22 protein-coding genes are annotated in these 26411 nt (G+C 61.6%); 9 read left to right on the top strand and 13 right to left on the bottom strand.

Annotation, left to right across the window (positions count from 1 at the left end):
• Positions 1 to 167: 167 nt before the first annotated feature.
• Entirely contained in the window at positions 168 to 443 is a 276-nt protein-coding gene (locus tag FFS18_RS07745; RefSeq protein WP_037553418.1) for an HU family DNA-binding protein, read from the bottom strand.
• 140 nt (positions 444 to 583) lie between these two features.
• On the opposite strand from FFS18_RS07745, the gene FFS18_RS07750 reads away from it, so the two are divergent.
• The 4 genes from FFS18_RS07750 (at position 584) to FFS18_RS07765 (ending at position 8722) form a co-directional block, all read left to right on the top strand.
• Positions 584 to 1489: an endonuclease/exonuclease/phosphatase family protein gene (locus tag FFS18_RS07750; protein ID WP_037553331.1), complete on the top strand. Its 906-nt coding sequence runs from the start codon at positions 584 to 586 to the stop codon at positions 1487 to 1489.
• 511 nt (positions 1490 to 2000) lie between these two features.
• Positions 2001 to 4964 carry a TrlF family AAA-like ATPase gene (locus FFS18_RS07755; RefSeq protein ID WP_137870389.1) on the top strand — a complete coding sequence of 988 codons (2964 nt, stop codon included), beginning with the start codon at positions 2001 to 2003 and terminating at the stop codon, positions 4962 to 4964.
• 39 nt (positions 4965 to 5003) lie between these two features.
• Positions 5004 to 5789 (top strand): hypothetical protein, encoded by a 786-nt coding sequence (locus FFS18_RS07760; RefSeq protein ID WP_037553329.1) that lies wholly within the window; start codon positions 5004 to 5006, stop codon positions 5787 to 5789.
• A complete protein-coding gene (locus tag FFS18_RS07765; protein ID WP_197411522.1) occupies positions 5786 to 8722 on the top strand; it encodes a YecA/YgfB family protein in 2937 nt (978 codons plus the stop codon). Before FFS18_RS07760 ends, FFS18_RS07765 begins: the two co-directional genes overlap by 4 nt.
• Positions 8723 to 8732: 10 nt before the next feature.
• On the opposite strand, the gene FFS18_RS07770 is transcribed toward FFS18_RS07765, so the two are convergent.
• From FFS18_RS07770 to FFS18_RS07785, 4 genes are all read right to left on the bottom strand, one after another.
• Complete coding sequence (locus tag FFS18_RS07770) at positions 8733 to 9449, bottom strand: SDR family NAD(P)-dependent oxidoreductase (RefSeq protein ID WP_037553328.1); 717 nt, start codon at positions 9447 to 9449, stop codon at positions 8733 to 8735.
• Positions 9450 to 9501: 52 nt separating this feature from the next.
• Positions 9502 to 10410: a hypothetical protein gene (locus FFS18_RS07775; protein ID WP_037553327.1), complete on the bottom strand. Its 909-nt coding sequence runs from the start codon at positions 10408 to 10410 to the stop codon at positions 9502 to 9504.
• Positions 10410 to 11507 (bottom strand): MarR family transcriptional regulator, encoded by a 1098-nt coding sequence (locus FFS18_RS07780; RefSeq protein WP_037553325.1) that lies wholly within the window; start codon positions 11505 to 11507, stop codon positions 10410 to 10412. The genes FFS18_RS07775 and FFS18_RS07780 overlap by 1 nt, the downstream gene beginning before the upstream one ends.
• 163 nt (positions 11508 to 11670) lie before the next feature.
• Positions 11671 to 12747 (bottom strand): PIN domain-containing protein, encoded by a 1077-nt coding sequence (locus FFS18_RS07785; RefSeq protein ID WP_037553323.1) that lies wholly within the window; start codon positions 12745 to 12747, stop codon positions 11671 to 11673.
• Positions 12748 to 12956: 209 nt separating this feature from the next.
• On the opposite strand from FFS18_RS07785, the gene FFS18_RS07790 reads away from it, so the two are divergent.
• Positions 12957 to 13187 (top strand): EexN family lipoprotein, encoded by a 231-nt coding sequence (locus FFS18_RS07790; protein WP_037553321.1) that lies wholly within the window; start codon positions 12957 to 12959, stop codon positions 13185 to 13187.
• Positions 13188 to 13193: 6 nt separating this feature from the next.
• Here the strand turns inward: FFS18_RS07790 and FFS18_RS07795 are convergent, their stop codons facing one another.
• Entirely contained in the window at positions 13194 to 14123 is a 930-nt protein-coding gene (locus FFS18_RS07795) for a HEPN domain-containing protein (protein ID WP_037553319.1), read from the bottom strand.
• A gap of 83 nt (positions 14124 to 14206) precedes the next feature.
• Positions 14207 to 14530, bottom strand: a complete 324-nt coding sequence (locus tag FFS18_RS07800) for a DUF736 domain-containing protein (protein WP_037553318.1) — start codon at positions 14528 to 14530, stop codon at positions 14207 to 14209.
• Positions 14531 to 14899: 369 nt separating this feature from the next.
• On the opposite strand from FFS18_RS07800, the gene FFS18_RS07805 reads away from it, so the two are divergent.
• The gene (locus FFS18_RS07805) at positions 14900 to 15826 is read left to right on the top strand and encodes a lipid kinase (RefSeq protein WP_052181962.1); all 927 of its coding nucleotides are present in this window, start codon (positions 14900 to 14902) and stop codon (positions 15824 to 15826) included.
• Between the two features lie 203 nt (positions 15827 to 16029).
• Positions 16030 to 17688, top strand: coding sequence for a hypothetical protein (locus FFS18_RS07810; protein WP_037553316.1), 1659 nt, complete (start codon positions 16030 to 16032; stop codon positions 17686 to 17688).
• A 75-nt stretch (positions 17689 to 17763) separates the two neighbouring features.
• On the opposite strand, the gene FFS18_RS07815 is transcribed toward FFS18_RS07810, so the two are convergent.
• On the bottom strand, positions 17764 to 18258 hold the full coding sequence (locus FFS18_RS07815; RefSeq protein ID WP_171005259.1) for a class I SAM-dependent methyltransferase: 495 nt from the start codon (positions 18256 to 18258) through the stop codon (positions 17764 to 17766).
• A gap of 86 nt (positions 18259 to 18344) precedes the next feature.
• On the opposite strand from FFS18_RS07815, the gene FFS18_RS07820 reads away from it, so the two are divergent.
• Positions 18345 to 19115, top strand: a complete 771-nt coding sequence (locus tag FFS18_RS07820) for an AraC family transcriptional regulator (RefSeq protein ID WP_081932949.1) — start codon at positions 18345 to 18347, stop codon at positions 19113 to 19115.
• A 106-nt stretch (positions 19116 to 19221) separates the two neighbouring features.
• On the top strand, positions 19222 to 20013 hold the full coding sequence (gene hutC, locus FFS18_RS07825; RefSeq protein ID WP_037553307.1) for a histidine utilization transcriptional repressor HutC: 792 nt from the start codon (positions 19222 to 19224) through the stop codon (positions 20011 to 20013).
• 6 nt (positions 20014 to 20019) lie between these two features.
• On the opposite strand, the gene FFS18_RS07830 is transcribed toward hutC, so the two are convergent.
• From FFS18_RS07830 to metC, 5 genes are all read right to left on the bottom strand, one after another.
• Positions 20020 to 20754 carry a PepSY domain-containing protein gene (locus FFS18_RS07830; protein WP_037553306.1) on the bottom strand — a complete coding sequence of 245 codons (735 nt, stop codon included), beginning with the start codon at positions 20752 to 20754 and terminating at the stop codon, positions 20020 to 20022.
• A complete protein-coding gene (locus FFS18_RS07835) occupies positions 20751 to 21455 on the bottom strand; it encodes a PepSY domain-containing protein (protein WP_011542692.1) in 705 nt (234 codons plus the stop codon). Before FFS18_RS07835 ends, FFS18_RS07830 begins: the two co-directional genes overlap by 4 nt.
• An 11-nt stretch (positions 21456 to 21466) precedes the next feature.
• Positions 21467 to 24172, bottom strand: coding sequence for a TonB-dependent receptor domain-containing protein (locus FFS18_RS07840; RefSeq protein ID WP_037553305.1), 2706 nt, complete (start codon positions 24170 to 24172; stop codon positions 21467 to 21469).
• A 285-nt stretch (positions 24173 to 24457) separates the two neighbouring features.
• Entirely contained in the window at positions 24458 to 25210 is a 753-nt protein-coding gene (locus tag FFS18_RS07845) for an amino acid ABC transporter ATP-binding protein (protein ID WP_039578994.1), read from the bottom strand.
• Positions 25207 to 26373, bottom strand: coding sequence for a cystathionine beta-lyase (gene metC, locus FFS18_RS07850; RefSeq protein ID WP_249340341.1), 1167 nt, complete (start codon positions 26371 to 26373; stop codon positions 25207 to 25209). The genes FFS18_RS07845 and metC overlap by 4 nt, the downstream gene beginning before the upstream one ends.
• Between the last annotated feature and the right edge of the window lie 38 nt (positions 26374 to 26411).

Raw genomic sequence — 26411 nt, forward strand, 5'->3', positions numbered from 1 at the left:
TGCCTAGCCGCCGCCCCGCAAGGATAGCGAGCCGAGTGTGCCGCGCGGCCAAAACAAAAGTGCGACCCCTGGCCGAGCCTGCGAGGCCAGAGCGCGCTCATCAGATGCCGCGCCCGACATGCCGCCGCGCGGCCGTCCCGCCGGGCACGCCGGCGGGACGTACCGGCTCAGCCGTTCAGACGATCCTTGACGGCCTTCGCGGCGCCGAAGGTCAGCTTCTTCGAAGCCGCAATCTGGATGGTTTCGCCAGTCGAGGGATTGCGGCCTTCACGCGCGGCCGATTCCTTGACCTTGAACTTGCCGAAGCCGTTCACCGAGACTTCGTCGCCCTTGGCGGCGGCGTCGGTGATCGCAGCGAAAACGGCATCGACAGCCTTCTTCGCATCGGCCTTGCTCAGACCAAGTGCGGTTGCGACGCTGTCCGACAGTTCGGCGTGGTTCATAAAATCATCTCCTTGAGCGGCCGGAAGGATCCCGGCCGGGCGGGCGCTATAGCGCCGCGGACGGATCGGCGCCATCTGCGCCGCGCCAAGGCGCGGCACGGCGAGTTGCACTCGGTGGCGGCGTGCGGCAGTAGCGGCGGATGCTTCCCCACCGCCTCATCGCATCCGCCCTGCTCCTGCTGGCTGCCGCCTGCTCGCCCGCGACCTCCGCACCCGCGAACCCGTCTGCTCCATCGAAACCGCTCAAGCTTGCGAGCTGGAACCTGGAATTTCTCGCCGCGAGGAACGGCGAAGGCTGCAACCCCAGGGATGACAGCGATTATGCCGCGATGCGCCGCATCGTCGACGACCTCGACGCCGATGTGATCGCCTTTCAGGAGGCCGAGAATGAGACCGCCGCGGCGCGGGTCTTCGACCCCGCCAAATATGTCGTGATCATGGAAGCGCGGAAGGGCGCGCCGGGCGGCACCTGCGGCGGCAAGTTCCCGTCGCAGACGGTGATCCGCCAAGCGGTCGGTTTTGCGATCCGCAAGGATATGGCCTTCGATCGCCATGCCGATGTGACGTCGCTGATGCGCGGCAACGAACAGCTTCGCTCGGGCGTCGACATCACGCTCCGCCCCGAGGGCCGCACACCGATCCGCCTTCTCGGCATCCACCTCAAGTCAGGCTGCTTCTCCGGGAACGAGGCGAAGGCCTGCCCCATATTCCAGGACCAGATTCCGGCGCTCGAAGCCTGGATCGACGCGGCCGCCGCCGGGCCCGAGCGCTTCGCGGTGCTGGGCGACTGGAACCGGCGGCTCGCGCTTCCCGGCGACGCGATCTGGACTAAAATCGACGATGGCGATCCGGCCAACGCCGATTTGATGCTCGCCGACGCGGGCCAGCCGCCGGCCTGCGATCCGCGTTACGACAGTTTCATCGATCATATCGTGCTCGACCGGCGCGCCGCCGCCGACCGGACGGGGTTCAGCGAAACGCTCTATGCGCCCGGCGAGAAGCATTATTCGGACCACTGCCCGATCGCGGTCACGCTGCGGCGATAGAAAAATTCCGGGCCTCGAAGTAGCCCACGGAACCATCGCGCGCCCGGCACGTTTCACTTACCTGTCCAGACGAAAGAATGGCAGAATTTGATCGCATCTTCGGATGCAATCTAGGGAAGCCCCGCTGCAGCGATGTAGCGGGGCTTACCATTTCCGCTCCGCAGATATGCGGGCGCCATGCCGCAGGCGAGAAGCCAAGCGGCCCGACGATCATTCTGCGTCAGGCACGTCCTCGACACTTTCCCGACCGTCGTCATCAGGAAGGGGAACCTGCTCCGGAACTTGCTCGGGGCCGGTCGGGGGAGAATCGGGATGCGGGTCGGGCGGTGCGCTTGCCATGACAGCTCCTATGGACGTTGCCACTGGGAAACGGCCGGCAAGTCCTGCGGTTCCGGCGAGCCCGAGCCGCCCTGCGATCAGGCCGCAGGCCCCGGCACAAAATAGATCCAAAATGGTTTGATCTGGCGGCGGCACTTCCGTTTCCCCCCTGTTGACGATAGCGTGCCGCGCCATGACCGTGGGGGAAGAGGAATCGATCGGACCGGGATCGTTGTGGCTGCGATGGGATCCGCACGTCCACGCCCCGGGCACGATCTTCAACGACCAGTTCAAGGGCGATTGGGAAGCCTATCTTGCCGCGATCGAGGGTGCGACGCCGGCGATCCGTGCGCTCGGTATTACCGACTATTACGGGCTTGAACTCTACAAGGAGGTTCGCGCGCGCAAGGAGCAAGGTCGCCTCAAGGACTGCGACCTGATCTTTCCGAATATCGAGCTTCGGTTCAGCGTGGGAACCGCGCGGTCGTGGATCAACGCCCATCTGCTCGTCTGCCCCGACGATCCCGATCATATCGAGCAGCTCACGCGCTTCCTTCAGCGCCTGACCTTCAAGACCACGACCGACACCTTCGCCTGTAATCCTTCGGAGCTGATCCGCCTGGGACGTTCGCTCAATTCCGAGCTGACCGATGATCGTTCAGCGCTTCGCCACGGCTCCGAACAATTCAAGGTAAGCTTCGATCAGCTCCGTGAAGAATATAAGGGGATGAGCTGGGCGCAGGAGAATATCCTGATCGCGGTCGCCGGCGCGAAGGGCGATGGGACATCGGGACTTCAAGATGGCGCAGACCAAGCTTTGCGCCAGCAGATTGAACATTTTGCTCACATCATGTTCGCGTCGAGCCCGGCGCAACGTGAATTTTGGCTCGGCCGAAAAACCAGTCGCGAGCATATCTGCGAGACCTACGGCGGGCTCAAGCCCTGCATGCACGGCAGCGACGGGCATTCTGTGGAACGAACGGGCGCGCCCGATGGCGACCGCTATACCTGGATCAAAGGTGCGGCGACATTCGACGGACTGAAGCAGGCCTGCATCGATCCCGAGGGCCGCGCTTACGTCGGGACCGAGGCGCCGCCCGCAGCTGCGCCGTCTGAGACGATCCACCGTGTGACCCTGACGAATGCGCCGTGGGCCCCCAATTCGGTGATCGATCTCAACCCGGGCCTCGTCGCGATCATTGGTGCGCGCGGGTCCGGCAAGACCGCGCTGGCCGACATGATCGCAGCGGGCTGCGATGCCCATGCCGACCAGCTCCCTATGCAGTCTTTCCTGGTTCGGGCGAGCGAATATCTCGACGATGCGACGGTGAAGCTCGATTGGGGCAATGGCGTTGTCACCGAACGCGGCCTCGATAATGCCGCGGCGGCATGGGACGGCTACGCCCGCGCTCGATACCTGACACAGCAGTTCGTGGAATCGCTCTGCTCACCGGAGGGAATGACCGATGGCCTGCTGTCGGAAGTCGAGCGCGTGGTCTTTGACGCCCACAGCCCGACCGAGCGAGAGGGCGCGGTCGATTTTGCGGACCTTCGCGACCTCAAGGCAGCCCGGTTCCGCGAGGCGCGACGCCGCGAAGAACAGAAGCTCGAGGAATTGTCCGACCGGATCAACATCGAGCTCGAGAAGCAATCTCAGATCGTGGCCATTCGGAAGCAGGTCGACGAGAAGAAGCTCAAGATCACCCAGCTCACCGAGGACCGCGGCAAGCTTGTCCGCAAAGGCAGCGAGGACCGGATCAAGCGCCTCGAGGCCCTGACCGAGGCGGCAAACGAAGTGCGCGCACGGGTTAGGCGCCTGACCAATCGCGAGCAGAAGTTGCTACTCGTCCAGGACGAGGTTTCGGACTTCCGGACCCATCAGGCGCCCGAAAATCTGCGCGATGCGCAAGAGCGCCACAAGGATGCCGGCATAGCCGGAGAGGCGTGGGACCCGTTTCTGACGCAGTACAGCGGCAATGTGGACGGCATCATCAACGACAACCTGTCCTCCACCCGGAAGAACCGTGACGGGTGGCGCGGGATCGATATCGCAATCACCGATCCAGCGACCCCGCTCATCGCCGACGATGCCGATCTGACGAGACTTCCCCTTGGCCGGCTCGATGCGGAAATCCGGCGGCTCGGCGATATCATAAACGTCGACAAGGAAACACGCGAACGGTTCAATTCCCTGTCGACGAAAATCACGACCGAGACCGAATTGCTCTCGGTCCTGCAGGACAAGCTGAAGGACTATGAGGGCGCAGAGGAGCGCGCCAAGGGCCTGCCTACGGAAAGGCAGTCAAGCTACCGGCGGATCTTCGAAGCGGTGTTTTCGGAACAGCAGGTCCTCAACGACCTTTACGCACCCATCCGGGCGCGAATGGACGAGACGGGCGGGACGCTCGGGAAGCTTGCATTCACCGTCACCCGCCGAGCAGACATGGCGGAGTGGGCAAAGCGCGGCGAGGATCTGCTGGACCTTCGCCGACAGGGCCCGTTCCGCGGCGAGGGCAAATTGCTCGAGGCCGCGAATGACGAGCTTCGCGGCGTTTGGGAGAGTGGGACCGCCGAAGAAGTGACCGAGGCGCTCAAAGACTTTCGCCAAAAATATCAGAACAGCTTCTTCGAACATGCTCTCGCACAGCGCAGCGATGCCGCCGCATTCCGCGGCTGGCTCAAGCTGTTCGCGCGCTGGCTCTATGGCACCGATCATATCGAAGTCCGGTACAGCGTCGATTATGATGGGGTCGACATCCGCAAACTTTCGCCGGGCACGCGCGGCATCGTACTCCTGCTGCTGTACCTCGCGCTCGACAACGCAGATGAGCGGCCGCTGATCATCGATCAGCCCGAGGAAAATCTCGATCCCAAGTCGATCTATGATGAACTCGTCGGCCTGTTCCTCAAGGCCAAGGCGAAGCGCCAGGTCATCATCGTCACGCATAACGCCAATCTGGTGATCAACACCGACGCCGATCAGGTCATCGTTGCATCGGCCGGCCCGCATCCGGGGGATGGCTTGCCCGAGATCGCCTATGCGAGCGGCGGCCTCGAAGATGCACCGATCCGCAAGATGGTCTGCGACATTCTCGAGGGCGGGGAACATGCGTTTCGCGAGCGCGCACGGCGCCTGCGCGTTCGCCTGGAGCGTTAGTCTCGATATTTTGCACGGGCTCAAGGGGGAGCAAAACCAATGAGGAAAATCATTCTGGCTGCGGCGCTGATTTGCGCGCCGGGACTGGCGCAGGCGCAATCGGGCTGTGCAGCCTATACGGGCACCATGGTGCAGCCCCAGACCTTCGACCAGGCTATCGCGTCCATCAAGCCCGTCGCGCCGAAGGACGAATTCGAGACCAGCGATGCATACCGCGCCCGGCTCGCAGCAGCGGGCGGCTCCGGCCCCCTCATCATCTCGAAGAAGATCGAAGGCGCGGAATATCTGGCCTATAATGCCGATCTCGGAGCCTTCGAGGTGAAGTCCTACCTGTTCGACAATACGAACTTCAGCGCTTGGGACACCTTCTATTATGCAAAAGTCGAAAGTCCGAAGGCCAGCACCCTCAGCAACCTCGACGTGACGATTTCGAGCAGCGAGGTCACGACCGGCACCTATTCCGCGCAGAATGGCTTCGGGGCGAAGGCCACCATCAGCAAGATTACCCGGACCGAGAACGCGATCTTCGAGGGTGAACCGGCGCGCTATGGCGAAGAGCTTTTCATCGCCAACAAGGGTGGGGTCATCGGGACCATCCCCATGAGCGTCGCCGAAGCGCAAGCCTTCAAACCCCAAGCCAAGATTGCCTTTGTTGTCGTGCCGAAGCTCCCGAATGTCGTTCGCGCCACCTACCCCTATGGCAAGACGACGATCAGCAATCCGACCGATATCACGGTGAATTCGACGGTCCTGGTCGCCGACATTCAGTGCGGCCTGCTCATGGACGGGACGAACAAGGTCGTCGCAGCCTTCACGACACGATGACCGCGTCAGAAGATCCCGGAGACAATTCCGGTCATAATGCGGCCGATCACCGCGCGGAGGATGAGGCAGAACGCCCACAGCCGCCGGTCGACGAACTCCTCGTTCTCGACGAGCGCCAACTCATCCGGATCGAGGCCGTACACAGGGGTTTCCTCTACCAGCATCTTTTCGCGGCAGCGTGCCTTCTCCTCGCGGGAAAGGCGGGAGCCGAACATATCATCGTCGAGCGGGACGAGGACATTGAAGTCCAGCTTCCGGACGCCCGTATCTATGCGCAGGTCAAAACGCGGCAGGACGTCCTCAATCCCAGTGATATTTCAGGAGCACTAGAGCGTTTCGAGGACATACGTGCGGATCATCAGAACGGCCTGCGAGCTGGCGACGCGAGATTCGTGATCGCGACGAATGCGCCTCCGTCGCCAGCCCTGCTCAAGAAGATTGCCGCGGATGACTGGCCTGACGATGTCGAGCTGCATTGGCCAGGCGGTCCTGAGCCCTCCGACAATTGCCTGCCTCGACCTGCCGACAATGTTGCCGGTATGGCTGCATATTGCTCGGATCTCGCGGCGCAGCTGCCATTCGGGTTGCTCAGGCCGGAGACGCTGACCTGGAAGCTGGCCGCCATGGTCATGCTCGCATCCGCTGGCACGCCTCCGCGCGAGGATCACAGTTTTTCCCGCGAGGAATTGCCGGACCTGTTCGAGCAGCTCGTGGTCCAGATGCAGCAGCTTCCGGCGCCGCCCCCGGTGTACCGCGCCCAGGTCGACGAACCCGCCCTGCTAAGTGACCAGCCCGTCCGCATCATAGCGGGACTTTCGGGCTCGGGGAAAACCGCCTGGATGGCCGAGGCCGCGGTCCATGCTGCGCTCCCGGTCACCTATCTCGACGTTGGGGACACGCCGGGACCCGCGCTCGCGTCAGCGGTAGCGCGCGAAGTGGCGGCGAAGATGTTCGGTCGCTCCAACGACAAGCTCGGCGAAATTCTTCTGCCGGGCGCGAGCGGATTGGACATGGTGAGCGCGCTGAGCATCAAGCTCGGCGAAGACGGCCTTCACGCGGCTGTCGTCATCGATAACAGCCACCGCATTCCCGCGGCCGATATAGAGGCGCTGGTAGCACGGGGCCCCAATCTCCGATTTGTCCTGCTGAGCCAACCGGGTCGGCACATCGCCGAACTCGAAGCAGGACTAGATATTCAAGCCGAGACTCTGAACGGCTGGGACGAAGACACTATCGCGGCGGCAGTTCAAGATGCTGGTTGCCGTGCCGATTTCGGCGATTGCGAGCGGCTATCCAGAATTACCGGAGGCCTGCCATTTTATGTACTCAATGCGGCGACGATCGCGGCGCGCGAATATGGCGGCGACATTAGGGCCTTTTGTACGGATATCGAGCAGCAGACCAATATCGTCGAGACGGCTCAAGAGATTATCCTGAGGCGCGCGTTCGAAGGCTTGCCGCCGGTCGACAGAGAAACGATCGCGGTCCTGAGCCTCGCCGATGTCGCGCTCTCACGGGACGAAGCCAGTGCCTTGCTTCAAGCCGCATGCGACATCGACGCGAAGGCGGCCACGGCCCGGTTGCGCGCGCTTCCCGCAACGGGTGCGCTGGAATTATTCGGGAATAGCGGCCTAAAAATTCACGACGCGGTGAGGATACTCGGCAAAGCGGACGTCTCGGCAAAGGGTCAGGACTTCGAGCAGAAAGCCTTGGGCTCGCTGCAGCGGGTCATCGTAAGCTCGATCCGGACCAACTGGAGCCTCGCGAAGTTAGGACTGCTCATCCGTCTGTTCGGGCTTCTCGGTCAGGCGAGAATATTGGTGCAGTTTGCCACAGACGAATTGTTCCACGAACTCGGGGTCTGGCCGGAAATCGAACCCTATCTGCTGACGATCGCGGCCGATCCGAACGGAGATGCCGAGACAAGGCTGTGGGCGCTCGACGGCCTGGTCTTCAATGATCTGCGCGAGGGAGATTATGAGGCCGGCCGGGAGCGGGTCGACGAGATGGAATCGCTGCTGAGGGCGAACGAGCTCGGCGACGAGGAGTGGATGGCCTGGGGCATGAAGCGGATGTTGCTCTTGTCCGAGCTTGGCGACATTGATGGCGTCCGGGCCATGCTTGACGAAGTTTCGGATCGACTTCCCGACCAGCCCGAACATCTGCGCGTGTTTCGCTACAATCGCGCCCTCGCCCTCTTCAAGCTCGGCGACAACGATACAGCGGTAAGTGAGGCACTCGCCCTCATCGGCGAATATTATCGGGAGCTCGGGATCAGGCCCGACGATGTGATAGGACGGAACGCCCCCGAACTTCGGGAGCTTCTTCCCAAAGACGAAGATCTCACCGATCGGCTGAAACATCTGGCAGACAGTCACGATCTTTTCGCGCAGGCCTTGGGCCGGAAGAGCCAGCGATCTACTCTCGCACGCATCCATGCGATGAAATTCTACGAACTGTCGCAATCCTACCAGTCATTCGTCCGGGTTGGTCTCGATCTTGTCGAAGAACTGGTCTGGGTGAACGACTTCATAAGCGCCCGCGAGGCCTTCGAACGGAACATCTTCCCCATCTTGCAAGGCGCGGGCCTCGCGGGGCCCGTTCTCGAAGCTCGCGCTCTATATGCGGTGGTTCTTGCGTACTGCGGCGACCATGATGCGGCGGCGAACGAGGTCGAGCGGCTGCTGCCGTTCGAGGATGCGATGGATCCGAACCATCGCGCGGCATTCCAGGAGCAGAAGGCCATCATTCGCGAGGTTCGGCGCAAAGGCGGTCCCCCGCAGCGACAGGTTGTGATTCCTGCCCCTTTGCAGGCGCTGTTCGATCAGCGTCGCGGTGCCCCCAGGGAGGTTGAGCCGAGGAAAAAGGTCGGCCGCAACGAAAAATGTCCCTGCGGTTCTGGCAAGAAATACAAAATCTGCCACGGGCGATGATCGCGAGCGGCTAGAGTCGGTCGTAGATGGCGTTCGGCAGAAGTTTCATCAGGCCAGCGACGAGCCACCAGCGTTTGGTGACATAGGCATGAGACTTACGGGCGCGGATGGCGCCGTAGATCTGCTTCGCCGCCTTTTCAGGCGAAGCAACCCAGAAGAGTCCGTCACCCTTCGCCATCGCGGTGTCGACGAAGCCGGGCCGCACGTCGGTCGTTGCAATCGGCAGGCCCCGGCGCGCCATGTTCTGGCGTAGCGCCTCCATATAGTTGGAGACGAAGGCCTTGGACGCATTGTAGGCAGGCGCGTCGCCGCTTCCCCGCAATCCCGCGATCGACGAAATGGCCACCAGATGCCCCGTGCCTTGGGCGATGAAGTGCTGCATGCCGATATTGGCCGCGGCCGCGAAACCTTCGACATTCACCGCGATGGTCTCGCGTTCCGCCTCCCAGACAAGATCGGCATTTATGTGGCCGACCCCGGCACTGATCACCAGCAAGTCGAGCCCGCCAAGCCGCTCGATCAGGGCGGCGAGTCCGCGTTGCATCGCGGTCGTGTCGGCCACGTCGAACGCCTCGTAGATTATCGAACCGGAAGAATTGCCAGCGAGATTGGCGAGCAGGTCGCGGCGCCGACTGGTGACGCCAACCGAATAGCCATGATGCGAGAGCAGCATCGCCAGCTCTCGGCCGATCCCTGAACTCGCGCCGACTATGATCGCTTTGTTCACGGGCAAGCTCTTGGAATGCGCCGGAACGAAACTGCGATCACAGCCTTCGTCATCAGATTTCGAATGCCTTGAGGAAGTCGGCCATAATTTCCGCGGCATGTCGCTGCCGCAAGATCCGGGCGTTCAGCAGATCGGGGTCGGCCGAGACATCGGCTTCGTCGTCTTCGAAACTTGCCACGGCGACGGGCCCGTCGCGCAAATAGCTCTCGTCGGGATTGGGATCGCGGAAGCGAGCCGCCATGCGAGTAAGAGCCTCGCGTATCGCCTCGGCATGCGGACCGGTCAGTGCAGCCGCGAATGCGGATTGCGCCGCGCCGACGCCACCTTCCAGATTCTCGATGCAGTAGATCAGGTCGTGCGCATCCTTGCGCTCGAACCTCTGATCGAAAGCAAAGGCCTTGAGACAGGTGAAGGTGACGATATCAGCGTAGCGCACGACCTCGGTGGCACGGCCCTTACCGTTCAGCAGGTCCGCCGTGATTTCGACGGTCCCGTGATGGTCGAACACCATGGAAGCGTGGGGGATGTTCAACGCCGAGACATTTCCGTCCGAAGGAAGTTCCTTTACCTTGCCGCCTCCAAGTTCCGGCGAGTCCGCCAGAAACTCGAGGATCATCGTCGTGCCGTCCTCGATCTCGGCGCGCCACCGCCAGGATTGCTTCGCACCCTTTTCATTCTCGGCGCGCTCGAAGTTCATCGCCTTTAGATTTTCTTCTAGCGTACTGTAGGCTTCGGTCGTCGTGAGGATTCCGACGTCGACGACGATATCGACGTCACCCGTGCCCGCATGTTTCGGGACTTTCGGCGGCCTGGCGGTCACGAGATAGCGCGGCGCGAGTCCGCCGACGAGAAAGACCGAATCCTTCCATGGTCCAAGCCCGCGCAGGAGCGTGACCAGTACGCGCTCGCACGCGTCGGTGACCATGTCCTCATAGCCGCTGATCGTCTGTGGTTTGGGCATTATTTATCCAGACATTCGCTACGGAGGTGCATCGCCAATTCACGGGAACGGCCGGACGCCTGGAGCAGGTCGAGATAGACCTGCAGCGGCGGCGCATAGCAGACGCCATCGATCCGTTGGCCGACCGCGACATCGCGCCGGCTCTTCGCCTCGATGATACCGAGATTCCACCCCTCCGCCACGGGCCGGGCGTCGAGATTGAGCAGCGCCTCGATCAGCTTCTGCCCGGGCTCGATCCGGCAACGAAGCTGCGAGATGGAAGAAAGATAGGGGGCATAGATTTGAGCGGCTACCTCGCCGGTGACCGCATAGGCGGCTTTCGCCTCGTCGCACGCCTGATCAAGGCGCAGCGCCAGCGCCAGTGCGTCACTCCCTTTCGGGACATAGTAACGCCGCACTGTCGGCGCCTTCTGATCGCTCGCATAGCTGGTCCAAGCTTCGAGAAGGGGCCGTGCGGCGCGCAATCGACGCTGTTTCGACGGACCCGCCCCCTGCACATCCACCCACTCGCGCCGTTCGAGTTCCGTGAGGGTCTCGGAAGCCGTAGCGGGCGATACGCCGCTCGCATCGGCGAGATCCTTCACGCCCAGCCAGTCCTGCCGCCTCTCATAAATTTCATGGAGTGCGCGCGCCTTTTGCCCCTGAAAAATGGAATCGAATTTCTTCGTCCCTTTTTTCGGAGCCGGTTTATCGAGAAATATGAATGCCTTTTTCCCCGGAATATAAAGCGAGCCTCCGAGGTCGTAATATCCGACGCGCTCTTCCCGAAAAATCTCTCGAGCGCCCGGCGAGATCGCACGGGCGACAAAAAAAGGAATGATTTCCCGGTCGTCACCGGAATTGCTGAGATGGGCCTGATTATTCCGAAGCTGCCAGATTGCTTCGCGCACATCGCGCGGAAAAAGCTGCGCCTTGATTTCGACAAGCAATAAGAGCGGCTGGCGGCCGATATATGCGCCGATCAGGGCGTCGGCGCGGCCGCGAGGCCCGATTTCGACCTCATATCGCTCGATTTGCGCGTGCGACTGCGGCAGCGCCAAAAGCGCCTCCAAAAGCGCATCGAGCAATTCGCGCTGAGAATTTTCAAATTCGGCCATATTTTGTGCCCAGCAAAAATCACCCTAAAAGTGAATATTCGGAAAAACCTTGATATTTGCTGCGCAGAAAATTTGCATTAAAAAAATGGAAAAAATTTCATCTGAAATCTGGAAAGCGTCGAAACTGGCAACGCTCCGGTGGCGTCAACGAAGGATTTTGGCGTCACCGCGCCTCGAGGGTGATTTCACGCCTGCTGAACTGAGATGGCAATTTGATCTCGATATCGCCCGATGTGATAGCCCAATCGGTCGTCACCAAGGCTGGCTCTTCGCCACTATCGTCCTCGGACACCAGCACCTCAACATAAATAGCCGCGCTGGAAGTTGGACGAGCATGGTAAGTCCGAATATCCAAATCAGGCTCTCCCCGCCGCGAGATGACATACTCATGACCCGTCTCACGAACGTCGGCTTCGACCTCAGCCAAGACTTCGACCTCAAGGACAAAATCCTGTCCCTCCTCGGATTCGTCGACGAGAAACACGCTCGAAATCTCAAGATCGAAGAACTCGACATCTTCAACCTCGATATCGACACGGCGCGGACGATAGGAGTTAAGGCGTGCCCTCAGCCTTTCGAGCAGGGACGCGTCTCCACGGACATGCGCTTCAAGACGCTTCACCAACTGGGCTGACGCCAGAGCCAGCGAGAGAAGCTGGGCAACGGAGTCCAATTGGATCAGATCGTCCCGTCCCTCGCAGAATTTCACCAGGTCCGGATCCTTGCCAACCACATATATTCTGGGTCGACCGGGCCGGATCCAGGCGAGGAGGCTCGACAGCACAAAGGCGTCCGGAAACTCGCTCTTTTTTTTGCCCTCCCCAAAGGGCGCAGCACCAGCAAAATAATCGTCAAAAATCGCTTTGTGATCGGCAACAACGGGGATTTCGGTAAATTTTGCTGTCGCTAGGAATTCTCGAAAGCGCGCGTGAAGCAGTGCCTTCCGATCGGCTGGATCGGTATCACCAAAGGGACCGCTTTCTCCAAGCTGGCCAAAAATCGCGCCGTGCTTCTTCGCTGCTGCTTCCGCCTCCGCCAGCGCTTCCGAAAGTCTCGCTTCAACCTCCCGCGTGGTGATGGAAGTCGTGATCGGCTCGAGCGTGCTCTTCGACGCTAGATCGATCAGGCTGGACCAAGTTCGCGATTGCCAGTCGAGACCCGCCGCACGAAAAGCCTCGGTATCGATGAAAGCATATGGTGTGACGAGGCGCTGTCCGCGCGGTGCTGGTGGTTCGCTCATCGTTGCAAACTAGCTTTTGCGACGGATTTCCTCAATCGTTCCCTTGAGCCTCGCCGCCCAATGCGACGCTTGAGAGAGAGCTAAGAATGGCGCAAAACTGGCTCACATAGGCCGATGGACGGAGAACTAGCCTCAATTTGGTTCTAAATCTCAAATCGCCACTGCATGGACCGGGTCGCCGACGCTAGAGTTGATCGTCGGAGGTGACGATGATCATTTTCAAGATGCTGGCGATCGCCAGCCTGACGATCCTGACAGCATGTGCTCCGCCGGAGCCACGCAGCGTTCAATATTTCGAGGCCAATCTCGATGAGGCACGCGACGTCGTCCAAAGCTGCACGGCGGGCGACAAGCGCGGCGATGAATGCAGCAATGCCAATGTCGCGGTCGAGACTGCCGAGGGAAAGGCCAAATTCGAGCGGTTCCGCGGGAAAAAGTAGCGGGTCTCAACCTGCCTGACGCGCTGTTGTCTCAAGCTCAGCGATGCGGTCACGGCAAATAGTCTCGACGATACCGGCGAGATGCTGAACCCGCGCGCCGAGCCATTCCAGTTCGTCGGCGGTGATCGCGTAATGCTTCGAATAGCGCGCCTTGATGTACGCTTCCTTCAACTTTTCGAACCGCGACCGGTCGGCCTTAACTTCTCGCGGCCATGCCTCGATCAATCGATCATCGATCCGCTCGGCTTGGGTGCGCAGGAAAACAAGATTATGGATGTGCGGCGTGTGGAAAGTGCATACCAATAAGATGCAGTGGTAATATCGTTCCGTCGCCTGATGAAGCTGAAAGGCCGCATTGTTCAACCAACCTGCAGCGACAGCGCTTCGATAGTGATGAAGAAACTGCGCTCCGCTAGGATACCACTCATCAAAATACTCGCGCGCCATCTCGAGCGCCGCATGCGGCGTCATCGGCTTGGGTTCTGCGAGCTCCTTCCCGTCGGCCTCGTACAGCGCGATCCCGTCACGAGCGACGTCGATGAAGAAATAGCGACCCTGCGTCAGTCCGGCATTCACCTCGTCGAGACTGTGAACGATGAAATTCACCGGCGTGCGGAGCCGCTTCGTTACCGACAGCTCACGAATGAGCCGGTCGTCGAGCTTCGACCAATAGTCCGCCCGATCGGTCAGCCGCTTGTCGTTGACGATGATCAGCAGGTCATAGTCCGACTGATAGCCCTTCGCCGTGTGCGGCTCGTCGACCCACCCACCCCGTGCATAGCTGCCGTAGAGGATGATCTTGGAAATCCGGCCCTTGCGCTTCCAGTCCTGCGTCGCGAGCGCCAGCGCATCCTCGAATTCCTCGAAGATGATCTCGACGACGCGCTCGATCTCGCGTTGCTTGTGCGGGGGAAGATGTTCGAGGCTGCTCTGCATTGGGGTCACCCTAACAAGGTGGCGGCACCCTTGCACCCGGAAGATTGTTCCGATGCGCAAGGATGCCGCAAGATGGCCGCCGCTCAGTCGGCGGGTGTCCAGATGATCGCGAAAACATCGTCGCGATCCTGCCCCGCGGCCCGCCCGAGATTGGCGTAGATGCGCCGCGGCCCGAACTCGGGGGTCGCGAGCGAGAGCGAGACATAGGGACGCCCCGATTGCTCGGCGACGCGAATCCAGCCGGCTCCGATCTCGACGCCATCGGACCAAACGCGATAGTCGGGCTGCACATCGCTCGCCTTGCCGCGGTTGGGGCGTATCTCGATCGGTGCCTTGATCGACAGCGTGATGAGCTGGCCCACAAAGCCCTTCTCGATGCTGCCGCTGACGATGCCGATGCTCGCCATGTCGATACTCCTGCTGATTTGCCCGGGACCATCCCGGGCGTGCAGCCGGGCGGGTCGGCGGCTTGAGGCGCTTGCGCACCCGAAGGGCCGAAGCGCAGCGGAGGAGTGAGGCTACGCCTCGCTTGCGCGGGCGCCGCCGCCGACCAGATTGGCGGAGCGCTCTTGGGTGGGACCGGTCGAACTTCGAAAATGGAAGAGCGATCAGGGCGAGCGATCGCGCCAAGGATATGACGAAGCCGAAAAGGGAGCTGCATCGATACGGATGCTTCCCGGCCTCGTCGCGGCGATATATAGGCCTGCTCTATCGGGCGTGGTTCTTCTGAAGGCACGCGCTCGACGGTCGTAACTCTGCTGAACAGGATCGTGTCGATGCCGTGGCCCAAAGGTACGCGCGCCCTCGTGCTGCACAATGCAAAGGCGCGGCAGGGCGAGCAGGCGCTCGTTCCCGTTCGCGAGCGCCTCGCTGCCGGCGGCCTTCTGGTGACGGTCGAGCCGTTCGAGAGCTTGCCCGAAATTGCACGCGACGTGACACGCTTGCATCAGACCGCCGATATCATTGTCGTGTGCGGCGGCGACGGTTCGATCTCATCCGCCGCGCCCGCGGTGATCGAGAGCGGCCTGCCGCTGGGAATCATTCCCGCCGGAACCGCGAATGACTTGGCGCGCACCCTGTCGATCCCGCTCGACTTCGCGGCGGCGGCCGACGTCATTGTCGAGAGTCACAGCCGACGGATCGATGTCGGCATGGTCAATGGCCATGCCTTCTTCAATGTCGCGAGCATCGGGATCAGCAGCGAACTTGCGCAGAAGCTCGACCCGGCGATCAAGAAAAGGTTCGGCCGCCTCGGCTATGCCGTCGCCGCGCTGCGGGTCATCCTGGCTGCCCAGCGGTTCCGGGCGAGGATCAGGGAGAAGGGCGAGTCGAGGACCGTCAGCACCTATCAGGTCGCGATCGGCAACGGGCGTCTCTACGGGGGAGGTAATGTCGTAGAAGAGAATGCCGCGATCGACGACGGCACGCTCGATCTTTATAGTCTCGAGGTCAAAAACCTCTGGAAGCTCGCCCTCATGCTTCGCGCCTTCCGGTCCGGCACGCATGGCGCGTGGAAGGAAGTGCGCACCGCCAAATGCGTCGAGTTCGATATCGAGACGCGGCGGCCGATGCCGGTGAACACCGACGGTGAGATCGTCACCGCGACGCCTGCGCATTTCCGCGTCTTGCCTCGAGCGATATCGGTGCTCGCCCCGTGCGAATGCCCGACCACCGCACGGCAATTCCCGCTCTACCATCACTGACCGAGCGAAGGCCCAGCGCAGTTGCGGCTGCAGCGTGCGGCGACGATTTTCAGTCGTTCGAAATGGCTCTGTGACATCGCGCCGCGCGGACGTCCAAAAATCGTCTCGTTAAGTATTTGAAAAATTTGAGTTCATATCGAAGGTTGAAAAACGAGGAGGCACAGGGTAGTTAAATTAATAAATTAAGCAGTGTGACATCGACCATGACCACCATCGCGCAATATCTTTCAGAGCATGGCCCATCGCGCTCGTCGCTGATTGTCGAGGCGCTCGTCGCTGCCGGAGCGAGCCCAGAGGCAGCGCGCCAGCGCGTCGCTCGGGTCGCAAAACCGATACGCCGCTTTCCAGTCCCGATGCTGCCCAAGCGCGAAGCCTTTCTCTATCTCGACAAGGATCGGAACAGCGAACGCTTCTGGCAGAATTTCATTCGCGACATGCGCGCGACCAATTCGGTCTTCGCTGCATCGGTCGATGGCATGATCGCACGCGGCGGCCTCATCCGTGCCGACCAATTCGCGTCGATCAGCGGCGCGACGGTCATCCCGCAGCGCGGACAGCTGCCGGTCGAGACGGTCGCGCAACGCCTGATCGCCGCAGGGTTCATCAAGGAAATACATAATATCGACCACGGCCGATGTTTCGAGCTCGCGCCGTCGCTGGCTTTCGGCACGCCTGCCGGACTAAGGGCCCGCGACCTCACAGAGGGGATTCTGCTCGACGGAATGCGCGAATGGGCGAGGAAGATCGGATTTGCGAGCTACAATCTGATCCGCATCCGCGGCGACGAAGAACTCCAGCCCATCGGCCCCTTCGCCTTCGATTTCGCCGGCCCGAGCTACCTGCTTCCGCTCCAGGGTCCCGGCGGCAAGCCCGGCTTCATTGTCGCCGACGTGTTCGCTGAGGGGCGGCTTACCGCCGACGAAATCCAGTTCTTCATCCGCAAGGCGAGGATGCTCAAGGCGACCCTCAAGAATATCGGGGTGTTGTCGATCATTGTCGCGGAAGAATTTACCGGCGAAGCAATGAAGGCTGGCCATGCCGCGGGCGTGATGCTCGCCACGCCGAAAGATCTGTTCGGCAAACGGGTTGGGGTGGCGATTGCGTCACTATGCGAAGTCCTAAAAAATGCCGCCAAATATGCATCGTCCAGTCCTGAGCGGCTCACATACCTCCTCGACAATTTGCTCGACATCGAGGGACGCAGCCTCAACCTGCGCGGCATCCTATTCGAGTTAGTGGTCGGCTACCTCGCCCGGCGAAGCGCTATCTCTATCGATATGGGGGTTACCGCGCGAAATCCTGCGACCGGCCAGACCGCGGACATAGACGTTCAGGCCATCACCCAGCAGTCGAGCGCGGTGACAGCGATCGAATGTAAAGGCAAAGAGCCCGGCGGATCACTGTCGCGCGCTGAGGTCGAAATCTGGCTCAAAAAGATTCCGATCTTTCGTGCGCACTATGCGAACCATGCCGCCCTACGAGAAGCCGAACATCGCTTCGAGATATGGACGAGCGGAACGATCGATGCCGACGCTCTCTATCTTCTCAAGGAAGAAAAGGCCAAGCGGTCCAAGGCGCCGATTGACTGGAAGGACGGGGATGCGGTTCTTGCGTTGGCGCGTGCCGGAAAGGAAAAGGGTATCGCCGACGCGCTCAACCAACATTTTTTCAAACACCCGTTCGCCGAGGTCGGCAAGACGCTCGCGGCCGAAAATCCTCCAGAGTTCAATTTCCCGTCGTTCATGATGCCTGCTTTCAAGCCAGACACGGGACCCGGCCCCTCGGGGCTGCCCGCCCTTCCCGACCTTTCGGGGATGGTCACCGAATGCTCACTCGACGACGAACTAAAGGGCGCGAAATAGCCTCGCGGTCCGCAGGAATTTGACTCGATCTGGACCTATCTCCGCACAGCCGGCTTGCAAGCGACAGGGGCAAAGCTATGCTTTGAGGTGCATCGGGCAGGCGTTGTGCACATATCCGCTCTTGCGGTCGCGCCTCTTCAGCCAGTTGTCATAGCGTCGTGCGACGCGCTGGGAAGCAAGGGTGTCGTCGAACCAGCAATCCAGGATGAGCACGGCGCAGCGCGCGACGCGCGACGCCTCGCGCAATGCTCTCGGCAAATTCTCCGTATGATGTGCGACATAATCGAGCGTCACGACGTCGAAACTGCGGTCTTCGAATGGCAGCGCTTCGGCACGACATGAAATGACGTCCAAACCCCGGGATCGCGCGCGGACGCAAGCTTGGGTTTCCGGCTCGATCCCGACAGTGCGGGCGATGCCCGCTTCGCGCGCTGCGACGAGAAGATCGCCCGTGCCGCATCCGACGTCGAGTAAGGTTGCCGGCTTGAGAGCGACAATTTCGTCGAGCAATTGGCGCTTATATTCCCCATGGGGACGGGCGGCGGACGAACGCTTCGTGGACTGGATCATCATGGGTAGGCGCATAAGGTCTCCGTCGATTGCGAAGACGATGCTGAGCGTTGGAGACTATGTCCGATAGATGATATCAGGACATAATGAATTCACTATCCGACAAGAATGCTCCTTCGGTCTCGATCGAGGTGGAACGAGCCACATTCCATGCACGAAGCATCGGGGAGTGGCACCGGCACCCAGTAGTCCAACTGATATACCCGAGCAGGGGGGTCATGATATTGCACACCCGTGAGGGACAATGGGTCGTTCCGCCCCAGCAGGGCGTTTGGCTGCCCGCGGACCATGAGCATCGCGTCGAGACCTCGGGCGGTTTCGAGATGTACAGCATATATTGTTTCGGCAGCATTCTACGGAGGCTGCCGAAAGAAGCCGGGCTAACTTCCGTGAGCCCCTTGATGCGCGAGATCATTTTTGCGGCCGCAGGCACGGGCGCAGGGGCGCGTCAGCGGCATCTGGCCTTCCTCTTCGCCGACGAGATGGCGTTGAAAATATCGCCTGCCCTGACGATCCCGTCGGTCACAGCGCCCCGTATCGCGCAAATCGCCGCGGCACTCGATCGCAATCCCGGCGACCGGAGGAGCCTCGAAGCCTGGTCGGAGCAACTCCATATCTCGAGCCGAAGCCTTGCGCGGCTGTTCCAACGCGATACCGGAACAGGCTTTACCGCGTTTCGGAACCAGATTCGGCTCAAGGCCGCGCTCTTGCGGCTGGCGCAGGGCGAGGCGGTCACATCGATCGCGCTCGAACTCGGTTTTGGGACGGCGAGTAACTTTATCCGCTCGTTTCGCGAACTGACCGGTGTAACGCCGGCACGCTACTTTCCCGATCGCAAGCGGAATCGAGACAATTAGTCTCCCGCTCTCACCGAGAGTGGCTTGGCGCGCAAGTTTTTGCGCAATCGGCGCGTGACATTCTGTTTTACCTAGCTGGGAGTCGGCGAAGTTGTATAGACGACTTATGAACCCTTCGCTCACTCGAAAATCCCCCGCTTCAGAATCTCGGCCCCGCGAGGCAACCCGGCCGCCCGAAGAGACGGGAGGCGAGGTGATGCCCCGGTACGTCGCCATCAAGCAAAGCATTTGCGATGCAGTGCGGGACGGCCGCCTCAACCCAGGAGACCGGGTGCCGTCGGAAGCGGAGCTGGTTCAGCAGTTCGACGTTTCGCGGATGACCGCGAACCGCGCTCTACGCGAGTTGCAGGCGGCGGGCGTCGTCGTGCGGCGCGCCGGCAGCGGATCGTTCATCGCAGAGCCAAAGCCGATCGGCCAGATGATTGAAATCCGCAACATCGCCGAGGAAATCCGGGAGCGCGGTCATGCGTACCGCGCCCGCGTGATCCAGAACCGCGAAGAGCGCGCCAATGTAGAGACGGCGCCGCTGCTCGAGGTGTCCGTGGGCACGAAATTGTTCCATTCGATCATCGTCCATCACGAAGCCGAATTTCCGATACAGATAGAAGAGAGGTTCGTTCTCGCGTCGATCGCCCCCGACTATGGCACGCTCGACTTCACGCGGATGACACCAAATGAATATCTGACGCGCATTGCACCGCTCGAACGGGTCGAGCATCGCGTTTGCTCGACGATGCCCGACGAGCGGATGCGCGGCATGCTGGGATTGTCCGACGGCGAACCGGTGCTCCAGATGACGCGCCGGACTTGGAGCCGCTCGCGCCTTGTGTCGCATGCCTGGCTGACACACCCCGGAACACGCTTCGAGCTGTCAGCCGCCTTTTCGATCGACGATTGAGGCCGGTCAGCCGGTGCGGGTGACCACGACCGGCTTGCGGCGCCGGCGCAGCCAACGGAAGTCGGCTTTGCTGAAGCTTTTGAACAGCAGGTAGAAGCCGGTTCCCGACAGCCATAGTACACCGAAGGCGACGAAAATGATCAGCGGGTGGTTGAAGCTCGACCGGTTGATATAGTCCATATTGTGGAGCATCCAGAAGAAGTCCCATGTGCGCCAGGTATCGCCGCGCATCACGAGAAAGCGGGCGGTATCGAGCGAGACATAGGCGCTGCTGTTCTCGTCGTCCGCGAAATCGACGCGCCACATCGCCCCCTCATGATCGCGCGATTCGAGGTTCGGCTTGGCGATTACGCTCACCTCTCGGATCGGCGCCTCGTTCATCATGGAGGCGACTTCGCGCGCCATGGCCTCGTCGACCCGGATGTGCTCGCCGCTTGTCGCGTCGACGAGACGGACGCCTTTTGCGGAGCGCACTTCATAGACCGGCCGGGTTCCGAGATCGCGAAGGATCACGCCCGTGACAGGTTCGCCGCGCGGCAGGGCCGCCACGTCGAAATATTCCCCCGGTGGCAGTGGATGCGCATGCGACATCCCGCCGCCGTGCCCGCCGACCTTATCCTTGTCGAGCAGCGCCATCACCGATCCGCTGAGCGCCCAGAGCAGGAACTGGAGACCCAGGATCAGCCCGACCCATTTGTGGATGCGCCGGAAGAAGAGCGGCGTCAGTCGGATGCGTTTCATGCCTGCTTCCTCTTGCGGCGTTTGAAGGACCAGATCAGCAACCACGCCCCGCTGATCGCCATCGCGAAGACGCTCCAGGTCGCGACGCGGAGCAACGGGTTGTTGACGTCGGTCCGCTCATCATAGTCCATGATGTGGAGCATCCACGCGAAGTCGAACACGCGCCACAATGCGTGCCGGCGCGAGATAAGCTCACCGGTCGTCGGCGACAGATAGAGCGTCGGGCGGTTCCAGCCCTCGAACTCGACCTGCCAATAGGGCGGCTTGCGCGACTGCATTTCCTGTGGCGCTTCGGTCAACAGCCGCACCGACACGATCTTGCCGTCGCCGGTGTAGATGCGCCGCGCCTGCTCGCGGACCTGGGACTCGGTAAGCGCAGGCAGCGGCGCACCCGAGCGGGCATCGAACAGCCGCGCCCCTTCGGGAGTTTCAGCGCGCCAGACGGGGCGATCGAAGAACCGCTGCAAGCGAACCTCGGACGCACCGGGCGCGGCCGCAACGATCCGCGACGGCGGCGCGAGGCCCGCGAGGTCGAAGGGCTGAACCATCGGCGCGCGCACGAGATGGTCGCCATGGATGGTGTCGATATGCACGACCACCATGTAGAAGCCGGTCAGCGTCCAGAGCAGCGCCTGGACGCCGACCACCAAGGCCAGCCATTTATGCGTTCGCCGGACGAGCAGCGGCCAACGGATCGCCATATCGATTACCCTCAGAACGCGGTGCGGAAGCCGACGTAGAAACGCCGTCCGAGCAGGTCATAGGTCATCGTGTCGGTGTTCGCATCGGTGAAGCTCTGGATATAGGGCGCCTTGCGATCGAAAAGATTGTCGACACCGACCTGGAACCGGGTCTTCTCGTCGATTTCGAAAGCGACCTGGAGATTGTGGTAGAAGACATTCGGCGTGCTGTAGCCGATGTCGCCGGGGGCCGCATTGAAGTCGGTCGCCTTGCCGATCCACTGGGTCGACCAGGTCGCGCTGACCCCGTCCTTTTCAGCGGTCAGCACGCCATAGCCGCGCCATTTCGGATAGCCGCCATTGCCGCCGCCGATAAAGCCGTCGAAGTCGATCGGCGCGCCGCCGGGGAAAGGCAGGACCACATATTTGTTGAGATAGGTCACGTTGACGTCGAGCGAGACGTTCACGCTGCCGATGTCATTGTTGTAAACGAGACCCAGATCGAGGCCGTTCATTTCTTCGCGGCCCGTGTTGATCGGTTGCGCGGAGAGGAAGGTAACCTCGCCGGTCAACGGGCTGCGGGTAAAATCTTCGCAGAAGGGATGCGAAAGATTCTGGCTCGCATAACAAATGCTGAGCTTTGTCGAGCCCGGAATAGCACGGATCGCATCCTTGATCTTGATGTCGAACCAGTCGGCAGTGAGCGAGAGTCCCGGAACCAGTCCCTTCGGTGAAATCACCGTCCCGACGGTCCAGGTCGTCGAGCTTTCGGGTTTCAGATTCTCGTTGCCGCCGACCGTTGTCAGGATCGTTGTACCGAGCTGAACATAATTGGCCGGCACGCCCGACGCCTGACAATTGGCGATCAGTGTCGCATTGCCGCTGGTCGAATAGCGCGAGCAGGGGTCGGTGGTCGTCAGATTGCCCTCGGAGACGCCGCCGAACAATTCGGGGACGTTCGGAATGCGAAAGCCGGTGCCGTAGGTGCCGCGCAGGCGGAAGCTGTCATTGATGACCCAGTCGACGCTCCCCTTGTAGTTCCAGTCGCTGCCGAACAGGTCGTAGTTCGAGTAGCGAACCGCGCCGTCGAGGGTAAGCGACTGGAAGAAGGGTGTGTCGGCCAGAACGGGCACCGACAGTTCGAGATAGGCTTCCTTCGCCGTGCTCGTTCCGGAGATCGGATCCTGCTGGTTGGTGTTGGCAATACCGAGCACCGTCAGCGGATCGGGATCGCGCCAACCCTTTTCCTTGCGATAGACGACACCCGCCGCGAAGGAGACGGGGCCTGCGGGCAGCTTGAAGAGATCGCCGTTGATATCGGCGGTGACCGTCGCAAGCTCGTTGCCGCCGCGGTCGCGCGACGTGAACAGGATATAGTCGAGAACCTCCGGGGTCAGGTCGCCGAACCCGAGATAGTCGGCGCAGGGGATCGTGGCACCGGCAGCAAGACTGCACTTGGTCGTATCGAGGGAATTCGCCACTCGCTCGAGATTGGCGATGTTGGTCGAACCATCGACCGCGGTGTTGCGGCCGAAGGCGCCCGCGATTTCCCATCCCCAATCGTTAGAGAGCTTGCCGCGGAGGCCAAACGTACCCTGCCAGGTATCGGTTTCCTGGAAGAATTGGCGCGGGCCGGGCTCGGCGAGGCGGCGCTGGATGAGGACGATATTCTGCCCCGTCGGATTGGTGGGATTGCTCGCCGCGATCGAGAGGTTGCGCAGCGTTCCGGGCGTCGCGATCTGATTCGACTTGCGGAAGGTGTAAAGGAATTCGCCGAACGCCTCGATATTGTCAGTGATGTCATAGTCGGCGAAAAACGCCGTGCTCACGCGCTCGACCGGGCTCACCGCGTTGAGGAACGGGTTCGAGTTGAAGTTGTGCTTGGCAGCGCTGTACGGCTCGAAGAAGTTGCCGTTACCGCCCAGCACCTGATTGAAGTTGATCTGCTGGCCGTTCGGCAGCACCGCGCGGCCGCCGATCGTCGAGGCGCTGTTCACGCAGCTCAGCATGCCGGGCGTGGTTTCGGCAAGCGAGCAAGGCGCGCGCGTTGCCATATTGACCGCGCTCGTCTTCTGATAGGTGACCGCCGCCATGAAACCGCCGCGATCGTTGCGGACGCCCCACAGGAGGTCGGCGGTGAAGTCCGAGCCATCGCCCTTTTCGGTGATGCCTTGGCGCACGCTGAGGCCGAGGCCTTCATAGTCAGTGCGGGTCACGAGGTTGACCACGCCCGCCATCGCGTCGGCGCCATAGATCGCCGAGGCGCCGTCCTTGAGCACATCGGTGCGCGCGAGCGCCGCGACCGGGATCATGTTAAGATCGGGCGAGGAGTTCGCGCCGGTGCCGCCCGCGACGAGGCGGCGGCCGTTGAGCAGAACAAGCGTGCGCTTGATGCCGAGACCGCGCAGGTTCACCTGCGCCGTGCCATATCCATTGTTCGCCCAATAGGCGGAGGTCTGGTTGCCTGCGAAGCCGGCGTTGGCGGGAAGGCGCTGCAGCACCGTCTCGATATTGACGACGCCGGTGTTCTCGATCTGCTCGGCCGACACGACGGTCGCGGGGCCGACGCCCGCGAGATCCTGGCGACGAATGCGCGAGCCGGTCACGACGATGTCCGATCCGTTCGGAGCATCCTCCGCGGCGGGTGACTGCGTCGCAGCATCGCTCTGCGCGAGCGCTGGCGTTGCAAAGGTCGCGACCGCTGCGGCGCTGGCGAGCAAAATTGTCCTGGTCATCATAGCGAAACCCCCTGATGGTTGGCTGATTCCCCTCAGAGAGCATCAAATGTATATACAGGTCAATAGGAATTTATTGAATCATATCAATTGGTTATGAAGTAAATTCCGGGCGCACGATACCTACTAGATACGCACCCCAAAGCTCTACCCCTCATCAATTTTGAAATTTTTTCCGGCCTGAGCCTTTTCGCGCAAGGAGCCGGCGGGCCCCTCCCTCGGCTTGCTTATGAAATGACATGATTAAGTGGGTCGGCACAGCTTGGGGGCGCGACCGACTTGAGCCGCTCAATGCGAAAGTATCTGTTCGAGAAAGGTCCGTGCGCGCTCGCTTTTCGGCGCGGCGAAAAAATCTGCCGGCCTTGCGTCTTCGATGATCTGGCCCTGATCCATGAAAAGCATGCGATCGGCCGCCTCGCGCGCGAATCCCATTTCGTGCGTCACGCACACCATCGTCCGTCCTTCGCCGGCAAGGGACGTCATCACATCGAGTACCTCCTTGATCATCTCGGGATCGAGCGCCGATGTCGGCTCGTCGAAGAGAAGAATCCGGGGCTCCATCGCCAGAGCGCGGGCTATCGCGGCCCGCTGTTGCTGCCCTCCCGAGAGCTGCCCCGGATATTTGCCCGCCTGGTCGCCAATCCTCACCTTGTCCAAATAGGATATGGCGCGCGCCTCCGCCTCCGGAAGAGACAAGCCGCCGAGCAGGACGGGCGCGAGGGTGCAATTCTCCAGCACCGTCTTGTGCGGGAACAGATTGAACTGTTGAAAGACCATGCCGACGGCGCGGAGCGCCGCAACGGCCTCCCGCGACGCGTCGGTTATCCTGGTTCCCTCGATCAGGACGGCACCGGAGTCGGGCACCTCGAGCCTGTTCATGCAGCGAATGAGCGTCGATTTGCCGGAGCCTGAAGGGCCGCAAATCACGATCCGCTCGCGCGGGGCGATTTCGAGGTCGATCGAGCGGAGGGCATGATAGGCGCCATAATATTTGTCGACCTGCCGCAAGCTGACGGCCGCGTGGCCCGAGGCGTCGGTCATGACGCCTGCCCCCGGCCGCGGAGCGCTCGTACCCGCGCGAAGGCTGCGGCGAGGTCGGCGATCAGATCCTGCGGCGCTTCGAGGCCGGCGTGAATGCGGATCAGCGCCCCATCTGCCTCGCCATTGGGAAAATCGCGGATCGGAGCGGGCCACGCCGGAACCGCGAGACTTTCGAAGCCGCCCCAGCTCGAACCGAGCTGGAATAGCGAGAATTCGTTGAAAAAGGCGCTGGTTTCGGGCGGGGTCAGGCCATCGAGCTGAACACCGAACAATCCGGAAGCACCGGTGAAATCCCGCTTCCAGATTGCATGGCCGGGGTCGGCGGGATGAGCCGGATAGCGGACCGCAACCACTTCGGGTTGCTGGGCGAACCATTCGATCAGCGTCGCTGCGGTGCGCTGGTGGCGTTCAAGGCGCGCATCGAGCGTCCTGATGCCCCGGTGGACCAGATAGCAATTGTCGGGACTCGCGCAGTTGCCCCAGCGCGCCGCCGCGTCCTTGAGCTGGCGGTAGACGGCATCGCTGGCCGCCGTCATCGTGCCGAGCAGACAGTCGGAGTGCCCCGAGAGATATTTGGTTGCCGAAGCAAGCGAGATGTCGACGCCATGGGCCAAGGGCTTGAAGAAGAGCGGCGTGGCCCAGGTGTTGTCGAGAGCGGTCAATATGCCCCGGCTGCGCGCAACCGCCGCGATCGCGGGCACGTCGATCATATCGAATGTCTGCGAGCCCGGGGTCTCCATATAGATGAGCCGGGTGTTGCTGCGGCACAGCCCGGCAATCTCCGCTCCGATATCGGGCCGGAAATATTCCACCTCGACCCCGAAACGCGCGAGAACGTCGGTCAGAAACTTGCGGGTCGGCCCATAGACGCAGTCCGCGACGAGCAGATGGTCGCCCCCGGCCACGAAAGCCGTGAGGGCTAGCGCGATTGCGCTGGTTCCGGACGAGGTGATGACGGTCGCGCAGCCGCCTTCAAGTTCGCTGACAGCCTCGGCGAGCGCAAAGGTCGTTCGCGTTCCGTACAGGCCATAGATGACCTCATCGTAGAGACCCTGGTGCCGGTCCATATAGGCCTCGACGCTGTCGTAGATAATGGTGGAGGCCCGGTCGACGGGCGGATTGATGAGGCCCCGCTGATCGCACGGACGGGGACCGCCGTGCACGGCACGCGTCGGATCCTGCCAGGCGCGCCCTTTCGGGC

This window comes from Sphingopyxis sp. 2PD (genome assembly GCF_005503695.1).
Lineage (GTDB): Bacteria > Pseudomonadota > Alphaproteobacteria > Sphingomonadales > Sphingomonadaceae > Sphingopyxis.

Coding starts and splice junctions, on each gene's coding strand:
- FFS18_RS07835 (WP_011542692.1), bottom strand. CDS start 21,455: ATGGCGATCCGTTGGCCGCTGCTCGTCCGGCGAACGCATAAATGGCTG.
- FFS18_RS07755 (WP_137870389.1), top strand. CDS start 2,001: ATGACCGTGGGGGAAGAGGAATCGATCGGACCGGGATCGTTGTGGCTG.
- FFS18_RS07795 (WP_037553319.1), bottom strand. CDS start 14,123: ATGCAGAGCAGCCTCGAACATCTTCCCCCGCACAAGCAACGCGAGATC.
- FFS18_RS07815 (WP_171005259.1), bottom strand. CDS start 18,258: ATGATCCAGTCCACGAAGCGTTCGTCCGCCGCCCGTCCCCATGGGGAA.
- FFS18_RS07750 (WP_037553331.1), top strand. CDS start 584: ATGCTTCCCCACCGCCTCATCGCATCCGCCCTGCTCCTGCTGGCTGCC.
- FFS18_RS07840 (WP_037553305.1), bottom strand. CDS start 24,172: ATGATGACCAGGACAATTTTGCTCGCCAGCGCCGCAGCGGTCGCGACC.
- FFS18_RS07845 (WP_039578994.1), bottom strand. CDS start 25,210: ATGACCGACGCCTCGGGCCACGCGGCCGTCAGCTTGCGGCAGGTCGAC.
- FFS18_RS07745 (WP_037553418.1), bottom strand. CDS start 443: ATGAACCACGCCGAACTGTCGGACAGCGTCGCAACCGCACTTGGTCTG.
- FFS18_RS07820 (WP_081932949.1), top strand. CDS start 18,345: ATGAATTCACTATCCGACAAGAATGCTCCTTCGGTCTCGATCGAGGTG.
- FFS18_RS07785 (WP_037553323.1), bottom strand. CDS start 12,747: ATGAGCGAACCACCAGCACCGCGCGGACAGCGCCTCGTCACACCATAT.
- FFS18_RS07760 (WP_037553329.1), top strand. CDS start 5,004: ATGAGGAAAATCATTCTGGCTGCGGCGCTGATTTGCGCGCCGGGACTG.
- FFS18_RS07790 (WP_037553321.1), top strand. CDS start 12,957: ATGATCATTTTCAAGATGCTGGCGATCGCCAGCCTGACGATCCTGACA.
- FFS18_RS07765 (WP_197411522.1), top strand. CDS start 5,786: ATGACCGCGTCAGAAGATCCCGGAGACAATTCCGGTCATAATGCGGCC.
- FFS18_RS07775 (WP_037553327.1), bottom strand. CDS start 10,410: ATGCCCAAACCACAGACGATCAGCGGCTATGAGGACATGGTCACCGAC.
- FFS18_RS07830 (WP_037553306.1), bottom strand. CDS start 20,754: ATGAAACGCATCCGACTGACGCCGCTCTTCTTCCGGCGCATCCACAAA.
- FFS18_RS07805 (WP_052181962.1), top strand. CDS start 14,900: ATGCCGTGGCCCAAAGGTACGCGCGCCCTCGTGCTGCACAATGCAAAG.
- FFS18_RS07800 (WP_037553318.1), bottom strand. CDS start 14,530: ATGGCGAGCATCGGCATCGTCAGCGGCAGCATCGAGAAGGGCTTTGTG.
- FFS18_RS07810 (WP_037553316.1), top strand. CDS start 16,030: ATGACCACCATCGCGCAATATCTTTCAGAGCATGGCCCATCGCGCTCG.
- FFS18_RS07780 (WP_037553325.1), bottom strand. CDS start 11,507: ATGGCCGAATTTGAAAATTCTCAGCGCGAATTGCTCGATGCGCTTTTG.
- hutC (WP_037553307.1), top strand. CDS start 19,222: ATGAACCCTTCGCTCACTCGAAAATCCCCCGCTTCAGAATCTCGGCCC.